Annotated in this window: 10 protein-coding genes and 1 pseudogene; 5 read left to right on the forward strand and 6 right to left on the reverse strand. The window is 70.2% G+C overall.

Annotated elements, in window-relative coordinates; translation table 11 throughout:
• Positions 1-287: 287 nt before the first annotated feature.
• Positions 288-1,337: an LPO_1073/Vpar_1526 family protein gene (locus tag ACGFRF_RS11425; RefSeq protein WP_393738556.1), complete on the reverse strand. Its 1,050-nt coding sequence runs from the start codon at positions 1,335-1,337 to the stop codon at positions 288-290.
• Positions 1,338-1,341: 4 nt separating this feature from the next.
• Entirely contained in the window at positions 1,342-1,653 is a 312-nt protein-coding gene (locus ACGFRF_RS11430) for a hypothetical protein (protein WP_393738558.1), read from the reverse strand.
• 456 nt (positions 1,654-2,109) lie between these two features.
• On the opposite strand from ACGFRF_RS11430, the gene ACGFRF_RS11435 reads away from it, so the two are divergent.
• A complete protein-coding gene (locus ACGFRF_RS11435) occupies positions 2,110-2,583 on the forward strand; it encodes a GIY-YIG nuclease family protein (protein WP_393738560.1) in 474 nt (157 codons plus the stop codon).
• A gap of 208 nt (positions 2,584-2,791) precedes the next feature.
• Here ACGFRF_RS11435 and ACGFRF_RS11440 read toward each other — a convergent pair whose 3' ends face one another.
• Positions 2,792-3,703, reverse strand: coding sequence for an aminoglycoside phosphotransferase family protein (locus ACGFRF_RS11440; protein WP_393738562.1), 912 nt, complete (start codon positions 3,701-3,703; stop codon positions 2,792-2,794).
• On the opposite strand from ACGFRF_RS11440, the gene ACGFRF_RS11445 reads away from it, so the two are divergent.
• From ACGFRF_RS11445 to ACGFRF_RS11455, 3 genes are read left to right on the forward strand one after another with little or no spacing between them, the layout of a single operon-like run.
• The gene (locus tag ACGFRF_RS11445; RefSeq protein WP_393738564.1) at positions 3,702-4,355 is read left to right on the forward strand and encodes a rhomboid-like protein; all 654 of its coding nucleotides are present in this window, start codon (positions 3,702-3,704) and stop codon (positions 4,353-4,355) included. The two genes, ACGFRF_RS11440 and ACGFRF_RS11445, sit on opposite strands and share 2 nt — an antisense overlap.
• 10 nt (positions 4,356-4,365) lie before the next feature.
• Positions 4,366-5,772, forward strand: a complete 1,407-nt coding sequence (locus ACGFRF_RS11450) for an NAD(P)/FAD-dependent oxidoreductase (protein ID WP_393738566.1) — start codon at positions 4,366-4,368, stop codon at positions 5,770-5,772.
• 34 nt (positions 5,773-5,806) lie between these two features.
• Positions 5,807-6,286: a GNAT family N-acetyltransferase gene (locus ACGFRF_RS11455; protein WP_393738568.1), complete on the forward strand. Its 480-nt coding sequence runs from the start codon at positions 5,807-5,809 to the stop codon at positions 6,284-6,286.
• On the opposite strand, the pseudogene ACGFRF_RS11460 reads toward ACGFRF_RS11455, so the two are convergent.
• The 3 genes and pseudogenes from ACGFRF_RS11460 to ACGFRF_RS11470 form a co-directional block, all read right to left on the reverse strand.
• Positions 6,275-6,702: pseudogene (locus tag ACGFRF_RS11460) on the reverse strand (MFS transporter); the annotation flags it as partial. The gene ACGFRF_RS11455 and the pseudogene ACGFRF_RS11460 sit on opposite strands and share 12 nt — an antisense overlap.
• A 7-nt stretch (positions 6,703-6,709) precedes the next feature.
• On the reverse strand, positions 6,710-7,720 hold the full coding sequence (locus tag ACGFRF_RS11465; RefSeq protein ID WP_393738570.1) for a zinc-binding dehydrogenase: 1,011 nt from the start codon (positions 7,718-7,720) through the stop codon (positions 6,710-6,712).
• A 58-nt stretch (positions 7,721-7,778) separates the two neighbouring features.
• Positions 7,779-8,939, reverse strand: coding sequence for an FAD-dependent oxidoreductase (locus ACGFRF_RS11470; protein ID WP_393738572.1), 1,161 nt, complete (start codon positions 8,937-8,939; stop codon positions 7,779-7,781).
• A gap of 141 nt (positions 8,940-9,080) precedes the next feature.
• Here ACGFRF_RS11470 and ACGFRF_RS11475 point away from each other — a divergent pair, with 141 nt between their 5' ends.
• Positions 9,081-9,773: a pentapeptide repeat-containing protein gene (locus ACGFRF_RS11475; RefSeq protein WP_393738574.1), complete on the forward strand. Its 693-nt coding sequence runs from the start codon at positions 9,081-9,083 to the stop codon at positions 9,771-9,773.
• Positions 9,774-9,775: the final 2 nt, after the last annotated feature.

Here is a 9,775-nt window from a genome sequence, read left to right on the forward strand (position 1 = left end):
CCGCCTCTGCGGCGCGGCCTGCCTCCTGTCTCCGCCCCGGCTGGCCGCGCCCGGCGGCGCGCTGCGTGCATGCGGGCAGAGGCAGAAAAACCCGCTGTGGCTGAGGCCGGTCGGCTCCACGGCTTTAGGCAGCCAATTTGGCGCGAGCCTCGAAGATCATGGCCCAAAATCGGGCACTAACGGGCAGGCTCATAAACCTGCCCGATCCGCGGGCCAGCGTAATGGGCCATGATCACTCGCGCCAAATCAGCTCCAGCCCAAAGCCGTTCCGCCGACCTCGTGAGCATCTAATTCACCCAAACATCAAGGCTCGGTGAAAAGTCATCTTTCAGGATGCGCCTAAGGTTCGCGTGACCCAAAGCCATTCCCACGCCAGTGGGTTGGCATCTGCGTATTGGCGTGGATCCCCAAACGTCTACCAGGTTACGAAGGGATGGGTGTAGTGATGCGATCTCCTCCTCGATTTCGTCGCCGGGCATCAAGTTGACGTTCATGAGCCTCTGCAACTCGGCGGAATGATCTTCTAGTCCCTGATCTGGTATCAATTCCTGTTCAAGTACCGTGCTGTCTAGTGCCCCGACTTGCAGCTTCGATGGATCGCGAAGGCAGGGAATGAGGGCGGGAGGGCCGAGCTCTCGATGCCCTTCGCCGATTTGCTCTGCCGTGAACCCCTTATTAAAAAGGCCAGGGTAGGTTTGGGAAAATATGCCACTGAGAGTATTCTCGGTCAAGTCAATCGACAGGCAACCGGCATACTGCAGATGCCGGAGGTCTCCGTCTGTTGCGCGTAGGCCTTCCACGGCTGGAGCTATGACCCTGGTCAGATAGCCGTGCAGCTCAGTGACGTTTCGCGCTGCGGTGAACTTCGTCTTGGCCACGATCAAGAGCGCGCCGAGGATGGTGAAGTGGTGTGCGGTTAGCTTGGAGGCTGTCCGAATCGCCTCGTTGAGTGTCACTTGCCGTAGGTCTCTAGCGGGGTTCGCTGCGCGATCTACGAGCATGTCCACGAGCACTTCGCCCAAATCCTCGTCGCCAGAGCAGGCGTATTCTTCCTGAGCTCGAAAAATAGAGCGCTGCATGTCAGGATCGGTGATGGATTCAATGGCCTCTGGCGCACGCGCAAACAGTCTCTTAAAGAAGGACTCGGTCAACTCCTCGACTCGCTGCCTGGCGATATTCTGAGCCGCCGCAGAAAGTTCAAGGGCATTGGCGCGAAATACATCAAGTGCGATTTCCTTTGCCTCTGAGTAGGTGAGGCCATGCACATTTATATTCTGCGCTTGGTAGTTTGTTGAGTTGTCGCCAGCCCGTTGAATCTGCTTTCCTTTGTCGGTCACTGGCCTAGCTTCCGCCCAATTTGTTGTTGTTTCCGATGGTGATATCGCCCGCCGCCTGCACGTTTGTTGAATTACTGCCGCTTTGTTGACTCATTCGAGTTTGCTGCGGTGGCGTGGATTGTGTCGAGCTCCTAACTTGGAGTGTTGAATAGAGGGACAAGGCGAGGCCAATTATTCCAATGAATAGTCCGAGAATGCCGGACAGTGCGTTAGCGCGTTCAAGCCCCAATCGAGCAAAATAGATGCCCAATGCCAGCATTGCGAGGCCGGTAACGGCGGCAAGGCCCCATAGCCACATCCTGCGCTGCGGTGTCATCTCGTCATCATGTACCAGCGCGGCGGCTGTGAGGAGCCCATCGTTAGATCTCCTTGCGTAGGGAGCCTCCGAGAGGTACCCGCGTCAGGCGGCGGTCTGTCTTGAGACCTTCGTCCGGTATCCCGCCCCGTATCTAGTGATCGTTCTGGGGCAGTACCTGGGCCGCCCGACGCCCCGGAGGTCACTACGTCGACCGACAGTGACAGAAGAGTTTGTCCCGCCACGGGCGAGGCCCGAGGTCAGAGCCGCTCGACCGTACGGGTTTCCGCCCAGGGGGCGGCGGCACTGCAAGATGGGCTGTTTCTTTCCTGCTCCGGCACGCATCTCCCGCAAAGGCCTTCCAGTAGCCTGCGCCGTACCGCGCTTGCCAACGCTGGAGGTTCTGTGGACGCTACCGCCCTCACTCGTCCTGACCGACTGTGGTCGGCGCGAGAGGTCTTGGCGAGGCCGAGCCCGGTGCCGGCCGCAGCCGGGGTCTACGGGTGGCATTTCAGGGAGTCGCCCCACCCGGATCTGGTCTCCGGGCGACTGCTCTACGTCGGCATAGCTCCGCGCCACATGTCGAACCGGACCAGCACTCAGAACCTGCGGAAGCGCGTGCGTTACCACTATCGGGGCAACGCGGCCGGATCAACCCTTCGGCTCACCCTCGGTTGCCTCCTGGGCCTGGAGCTGCGTCGTGTCGGCAGTGGGACCCGCCTGACCTTCGGCAAGGCAGGAGAGGCCGTCCTCAGTCAGTGGATGGCCGACAACGCAGAAGTGTGCTGGCTGGAGCACCGCGAACCGTGGACCATGGAGTCGGAACTCATCTCCCAGCTCGACCTGCCGCTGAACCTCGACCAGAACCGCCACAACGGCTTCCACGGCCGTCTCAAGGAACTGCGTGCCAAGGCGCGCGAGCGGGCGAGAGCACTGCCCATCAGTGCATAGGGCGTCCCGCTGACATCACCGGCTGACATCAACGGCGCCGAACCAGGGCGGACGACGACGGCTTGAGCTGGAGTGCCGGGCAGCATCGAGGGCGCGTTCCGGGAGGTCGCCCCATCCGGAGAACGAACTTGTAAAGCGAAGGTCGTCGGTTCGAATCCGACAGGGGGCTCCAGCGGCCCGGGTGGGACCCCGTCCCACCTGGGCTTCCTCATGCCAGTAGGCGGGCGATCCCCAGCCGGTGTCCCTCGGTGGGACGGCCGTCCTCCACGTCCCACAGGGCGTTCTGCAGGAGGCGGCCGAGGGTCCAGGCGCGGGCCCGCTCCCGGTCCAGGCCGAGGACGTCGGTCATCGCGTCGAAGCGCCAGCGGACCTCGGCGGCGTCGAAGCGGTTGTCGAGGGCGGGCCACAGTTCGAAGCCGGGGTCGCCGGCGAGCGGCTTGGGGTCGATGGCGAGCCAGTCGGCGCGGTCGGCGGCGAGGACGTTCCCGTCGTGCAGGTCCCAGTGCAGCAGCCGGTCGCCGGGCTCGTGCGCCACCTCGCGCACGGCGGCCGCGCAGTCGGCGACGATCCGGCGGACCCCGGGGTCGGGGATACGCCCCAGCGCCCACGGGGTCCGCTCCAGCAGGTCCTGGGCGATGTCACCGAGCCGGCGCAGTCCGGGCGGGGCCGGGAAGGACGTCAGGTGGGCCAGCAGGCGGGCGATGACCAGCACCGCCTCGCGGGTGTCGGCCAGGCCGGCGAGCGTCCGGGTCTCGTCCAGGCGCTCCAGGAGCAGGGTGCCGGTGGTCGGGTCGTGGTCGAGGAGCCGTACGGCCCCGTCGCCGTCCCAGGCCCGCAGCGCGACCGGTTCGCCCTCGCTCTCCTCGTCCAGCAGCTGGAGCTTGAGGACGGCACGGAGCCCGTCGGCGCGGACGACCGGCAGGACCAGGGCGCAGACGCCGTTCATCGAGGGTCCGTCCAGCCGCAGCCGCCAGCGGTCCAGGAACCGGTCCGCGAGGTCCGGCAGGCCGGCGACGAAGGCCCGGCCCGCCGCGCCGTTGTACCTCTCCTGCGCCGCGGCCAGGTCGCCGGGGATGTCGATCACGCAGCGGACGATACCGGCGTGCGTGAATCGGCTCATGGGAATTTTCCGGGGCCTGAGCGGGGCGTGGGCGTACGTCCGCGGTGCTCCCGGCACGTACGTGTGGCTGGCGATCCTGTTCGTCACGACCGTCGCGCTGCACCACATGTCGCCGGAGTTCGAGGAGCACTTCCTGCGGCAGCGGTCGACCAACATCCATGAGCTGTCGCGCACCCCGGTGCGGGTGCTGGTGGCGAGCGCCATGTGGACCGACAGCGGGCACTGGGTGCCGTACGCCTTCCTGTACACGGCGTTCCACGCGCCGGCCGAGCGCTGGCTGGGCACGGCCCGCTGGCTGGTGGTGTGCGCGTCGGCGCACGTCCTGGCCTCGCTGATCAGTGAGGGGGTGCTGCTCAAGGCGATCCGGGACGGCATGGCCCCGCACTCGGCGGTCGACACCCTCGACATCGGGGTCAGTTACGCGCTGGCCGGGGTGATCGCGGTGCTCACCTACCGGATCGCGGCGCCCTGGCGGTACGGGTACCTGCCGGCGGTGCTGGTCGTCTTCGGGCTGCCGCTGGCCGCCGGGCCGACCTTCACCGACTTCGGCCACTTCGTCTCCGTGCTGATCGGGCTGGCCTGTTATCCGCTGGTCAGGGGCCGCGGAAAAGCATGGGATCCGAAGGAGACACTGGCCGGTCTCAGGGGTTAACGTCCCGGCCATGAGCAGCTCGGCGAACGGTGTCGTCAACGGCGGCATCTCCTTCTGGTACGCGGACGACGGTCTTCCGGCGGTGCGGGAGCCGCTGTCCGGGGACGCGTCGGCCGATGTCGTCATCGTCGGCGGCGGGTACACGGGCTTGTGGACCGCGTACTACCTGAAGAAGGCGGCCCCGTTCCTGCGGATCACCGTGCTGGAGCAGAAGTTCTGCGGGTACGGCGCCTCGGGCCGCAACGGCGGCTGGCTGTACAACGGGATCGCGGGCCGCGACCGGTATGCGAGGCTGCACGGCCGAGAGGCCGCCGTACGGCTGCAGAAGGCGATGAACGCCACCGTCGACGAGGTGATCGCGGTCGCCGAGGCGGAGGGGGTCGACGCCGACGTGCACCGGGGCGGCGTGCTCGAAGTGGCCACCTCGCCCGCCCAGTTGGCGCGGCTGAAGGCGTTCCACGAGCACGAGCTGTCGTACGGCGAGAAGGACCGGGAGCTGTACGGCGCCCGGGAGACGGCCGAGCGGATCAGGATCGCGGACGCGGTCGGCTCGACCTGGACCCCGCACGGGGCCCGGCTGCACCCGGTGAAGCTGGTGAAGGGGCTCGCGGCCGTCGTGGAGGCGCTCGGGGTGACCGTCCACGAGTCGACGCCGGTGACGGAGATCCGCCCCCGACACGCCGTCACCCCCTACGGCACGGTTCGCGCCTCCTACATCCTGCGCTGCACCGAGGGCTTCACCGCGTCCCTGAAGGGCCAGAGGCGGACCTGGCTGCCGATGAACTCCTCGATGGTCGCCACCGAGCCGCTGACCGAGGAGCAGTGGGCGGCGATCGGCTGGGACGGCCGGGAGACCCTCGGCGACATGGCGCACGCCTACATGTACGCCCAGCGCACCGCCGACGGCCGGATCGCGCTGGGCGGGCGGGGAGTGCCGTACCGGTTCGGATCCCGCACCGACAACGACGGCCGCACGCAGGAGGCGACGATCGAGGCGCTGCGGGAGATCCTGACCCGCTTCTTCCCGTCGCTCGCGGGCGTCCGGATCGAGCACGCCTGGTCCGGTGTCCTCGGCGTCCCGCGCGACTGGTGCGCGACCGTCACCCTGGACCGCTCCACCGGGCTCGGCTGGGCCGGCGGCTACGTCGGCTCCGGCGTCGCCACCACCAATCTGGCCGCCCGCACCCTGCGCGACCTCGTCCAGCAGGACTCCGGCCAGGGCGGCCGCACCGAGCTGACGGACCTGCCCTGGGTGAACCACAGGGTCCGCAAGTGGGAGCCGGAACCCTTCCGCTGGCTCGGCGTCCAGGGCATGTACGCCACCTATCGCACCGCCGACCGGCGCGAACGCCTCCACCCCGGCACGGAGTCCTCACGCCTGGCCAAGGTGGCGGACCGGGTGGCGGGACGGCACTGACACCTCCGGACAACCGGCCGGTTAGCCTCGCCTCATGATTCGCGCCGCGACCCCAGCCGACGTCCCCGTCATCCACGCCCTGATCCGGGAGCTGGCCGAGTACGAGAAGGCCCCCGAGGAGGCCCGGGCAAGCCAGGAGCAGTTGCGGGAGGCGTTGTTCGGTCAGCGGCCGGCCGCCTTCGCGCACATGGCGGTGGACGAGGACAGCGGTGAGCCGGTCGGGTTCGCGCTGTGGTTCCTGAACTTCTCCACCTGGCGCGGAGCGCACGGCATCTACCTGGAGGACCTGTACGTCCGTCCCGGCGCGCGCGGCGGCGGGCACGGGCGGGCGCTGCTGACCGAGCTGGCGCGGATCTGCGTCGAGCGCGGGTACGAGCGGCTGGAGTGGTCGGTGCTGAACTGGAACCGGCCCGCGATCGGCTTCTACGAGGCGCTGGGCGCCCGCCCGCAGGACGAGTGGACGGTGTACCGGCTCACGGACGGGGCGCTCGGCGCGCTGGGCTCAGCCCACTGACTCCGGCACCGGGGCCTTCGCCGGTGCGCCGTGCTTCGGGGCCTTGGCGGTGACCATCAGGCCCGCGATCAGGCCGGCCAGGACCATCGCGCCGGCCGCCCACCACAGGGCGGCCGTGTAGCCGTGGACCACGCCCGCCGGGACCACGACCGCCTTCTGGGCCGGGCTGTGCAGATGGGCGGTGATGTAGGCGGCGCTGCTGGTGGTGGCGATGGTGTTGAGCGGTGCCGTACCGATCGAACCGCCGACCTGCTGCGCGGTGTTGACGGCCGCTGAGGTGACCCCGGAGTCGCGCGGCGCGACTCCGGAGGTGGCCGTGGCGAACACCGGCATGAAGGTCAGGCCCATGCCGAGACGCACCAGATCAGGGTGGGCAGGATCTCGCCGGTGTAGGAGGAGTGGACCGTCATCCGGGTCGGTGCCTCACGGTTCCAGCACCACCTTTCCGATCGTGCCGCGGTTCTCCAGCGCCCGGTGCGCGGCGGCCGCCCGCGCGAGCGGGAAGCGGGTGACGGCCGGGCGCAGCCGGCCCCGGGCGGCCTCGGCGAGGGCGCGCAGTTCGAGCGCCCGCAGGCCTCCCGCCTTCTCGAGCATGCGCGGGCCGAGGACGCTTTCGGAGATGCCGTCGACGAGGAAGCCCTGCCCGTCGCCGATCCCCTCCGCCGACCAGCCGAAGACCAGGTGCCGTCCGCCGGGCCCGAGCAGGGCGACGGCCTCCCGGGCGACCGCGCCGCCGACACCGTCGTAGACGATCGTGGCGCGGGGAGCCCCCGCTGACCGAGCGAGGTCGGGAACGTGGGGGAGGCCGCCGAGGCGGGCGCGGACCTCGGCGGGCCAGTCGGGCGCGGTGTAGTCGACGGCGAGGTCGGCGCCGTTCGCCCGGACCCGGGCGGTCTTCTCCGGCCCGCCCGCGAGCCCGATCACCACGGCCCCGGCGTTCTTGGCGTACTGCACGAGCAGTGTGCCGATGCCGCCCGCCGCGGCCGGTACGACCACCACGTCGTCCGGTCCCGGCTCGGCGAACTGCGCGATCCCCAGCGCCGTACGCCCGGTGCCGATCATGGCGACGGCCTCGGCGAGGCCCAGGTCCTCCGGGACCTCGTGCAGGCGCTCGGTGTCGGTCACGGCGAACTGGGCGTAGCCCCCGGGCGCGGTGCCCAGGTGGGCCACCACCCGTCTGCCGAGCCACGCCTCGTCGGCCCCGTCGCCGAGTGCGTCGACGACCCCCGCCACCTCACGGCCGGGCACCGTCGGCAGCGCGGCCGGCTCGGGCAGCGGGCCCCGGTGGCCCTGGCGCAGGGCCGTGTCGAGCAGGTGCACCCCGGCCGCGGCGACGGCGATCCGCACCTGGCCCGGGCCGGGGACCGGGTCCGCGACCTCCTCGTAGGTCAGGTTCTCGGCCGGCCCGAAGGCGTACAGACGGACGGCGTGCATGGGGACCCCCGCATCTCGTGACTCGGTGTGACCGGTTCGGGAGCCCCAGCCTCCGACCTCAAGCGTGCTTGAGGTCAAGGACGGGACGGTCGAGGATCAGGGACACCGCCGTGACCGCGCTGGTGAAGGACACCTCCGACAGCACGCCCGGGGCCGCCACCTGGTCGCCCACGAGATAGACCCCGTCGCCCCGGTCCACCGCGGGCCGGTCCCGCCAGGTGCGGCCCGGCAGGTCCACGGCCCCCGTACGGCCGTCCGCCACGGCCTCGCGCCGCCAGGTGACCCGCCCCCGCCACCCCGGGAAGCCCAGGTCGAGCAGTTGCTCGGCACGGGCGACGCCGTCGGCGCGGGACTCGCCGGGCCTGATCGGGAGCTGCCCTTGGACCAACTGCTCCCCGGCCGGCGCGAGGGACGGGTCCTGCGCGGTGAACCGCTCGAGCCAGCCGGGCGCGTCCAGGTCGGAGACGGCGAAGGGGTCCCCGCGCCGGGTGCGTACGGCGAGGTCGAGCAGGACGGTACGGCCGCTCGGCCAGGTCAGCGAGTCGTCGCCGAGCAGCCGGCGGGCGGCGGGCAGGGAGGTGGCGACGACGACGGGGGTGTCGCCCGGCAGTTCGTCCACCCGGGACAGCGTCTCGATCCGCACGCCCAGGTTCCAGGCCCGCGCGGCCATCCGGTCGATGACCGAGCCCCAGCCACCGCGCGGATAGTGCGCCTCCGGCGGCAGCTTGGTGGCCCGGCGCAGGCGGTCCTGCACGAAGGCGGCGGACAGGGCGCCCGGGTCGTGGTGGAAGAGGGCGACGGCGGCGTAGTTGGCCGCGGCCCGGGCACCCTCCTCACCGGCGATGCGGGTCGCCCAGCTGCGGAAATCGGCGTCGACGGGGGCCAGGCCGGCCTTGGGCCGCAGCAGTTTGAGCATCGCGAAGGGCGGGGTGCGGCGCAGGACGCCGTGGTGACGCAGCCGCAGCCGGGCGGCTTCCAGGGGCGGGATCGGGGCCAGCGGTCCGATCAGGTCCCGCCGCTTGAGCCAGGACCAGTGCGGGCCGCCGTTGTAGAGGGCGTGCGGGCCCTCGTTGGTCCGGTACGGCCCGTCGGCCGTGCGGGCCCGCCCGCCCAAGGTGTGGTGGGCCTCGTACACGGTGACCTCGGCGCCTGCCTCGGCGGCGGTGATGGCGGCGGTGAGCCCGGCGAAGCCGCCGCCGATGACGGTGATGCGGTGCATGGGGTGGGGTCTCCCTCGGTCGGTTCGCCTGCTGGTCCTAGTACGACTGTTCGGGCCTGGCGGAACGTGACATCACCGGATCGCCGGCCGGCTTTCCCCAGCTCAGGACGGATTGTCAGTGACGGGGTGCAGCATGGGCGCATGGCGAGGAGAGCGATGGGCGGCCGGTCTGCGGGCCGGGCTGCGGTGAAGGGCGCGCGACGGCCGGAGGTGCGACTGCCGCCCCTGGAGCCGTGGCCCGACCGGGAGCTGGAGCCGGACGGTGACTACGACGGGCTGGAGTTCCGGGAGGCGGACCTGGCCGGACAGGACGGAGCGGGCGCCCGGTTCATGGACTGCGCGCTGACGGGCTGCGCGGTGGACGAGACGGCACTGGGCCGGGCCCGGGTGCTGGACTCGGTCCTGACCGGACCGCGCGGTGTCGGCACCCACCTCGCCGAGTCCACGTTCCGCGACGTCGAGGTGGTCGACGCCCGCCTGGGCGGCACCCAACTGCACGGCGCCGTCCTGGAGCGGGTCGTGGTCCGCGGCGGCAAGCTCGACTGCCTCAACCTCCGTGAGGCCCGCCTCAAGGACGTCGTCTTCGAGTCCTGCGTGCTGATCGAGCCGGACTTCGCGGGCGCCCGGCTGGAGCGGGTGGAGTTCATCGACTGCGCCTTGAAGGAGGCCGACTTCGGTGGCGCGACCCTGACCGACGTCGACCTGCGCGGGGCCGCCCCGCTGGAGGTCGTACGGGGGCTGGACCGGCTCTCCGGAGCGGTCATCAGCACCGGCCAACTGCTCGACCTGGCACCGGTGCTGGCGGCCGAGCTGGGGATCCGCGTGGAGGGGTGAGG

The sequence above is a fragment of the Streptomyces sp. NPDC048521 genome (assembly GCF_043199855.1).
Taxonomy (GTDB): domain Bacteria; phylum Actinomycetota; class Actinomycetes; order Streptomycetales; family Streptomycetaceae; genus Streptomyces.

Excerpts from the sequence above, each read along its gene's own strand:
- ACGFRF_RS11445 (WP_393738564.1), top strand. The coding sequence starts at position 3,702 with ATGGGAATTTTCCGGGGCCTGAGCGGGGCGTGGGCGTACGTCCGCGGT.
- ACGFRF_RS11470 (WP_393738572.1), bottom strand. The coding sequence starts at position 8,939 with ATGCACCGCATCACCGTCATCGGCGGCGGCTTCGCCGGGCTCACCGCC.
- ACGFRF_RS11455 (WP_393738568.1), top strand. The coding sequence starts at position 5,807 with ATGATTCGCGCCGCGACCCCAGCCGACGTCCCCGTCATCCACGCCCTG.
- ACGFRF_RS11450 (WP_393738566.1), top strand. The coding sequence starts at position 4,366 with ATGAGCAGCTCGGCGAACGGTGTCGTCAACGGCGGCATCTCCTTCTGG.
- ACGFRF_RS11465 (WP_393738570.1), bottom strand. The coding sequence starts at position 7,720 with ATGCACGCCGTCCGTCTGTACGCCTTCGGGCCGGCCGAGAACCTGACC.
- ACGFRF_RS11430 (WP_393738558.1), bottom strand. The coding sequence starts at position 1,653 with ATGACACCGCAGCGCAGGATGTGGCTATGGGGCCTTGCCGCCGTTACC.
- ACGFRF_RS11475 (WP_393738574.1), top strand. The coding sequence starts at position 9,081 with ATGGCGAGGAGAGCGATGGGCGGCCGGTCTGCGGGCCGGGCTGCGGTG.
- ACGFRF_RS11440 (WP_393738562.1), bottom strand. The coding sequence starts at position 3,703 with ATGAGCCGATTCACGCACGCCGGTATCGTCCGCTGCGTGATCGACATC.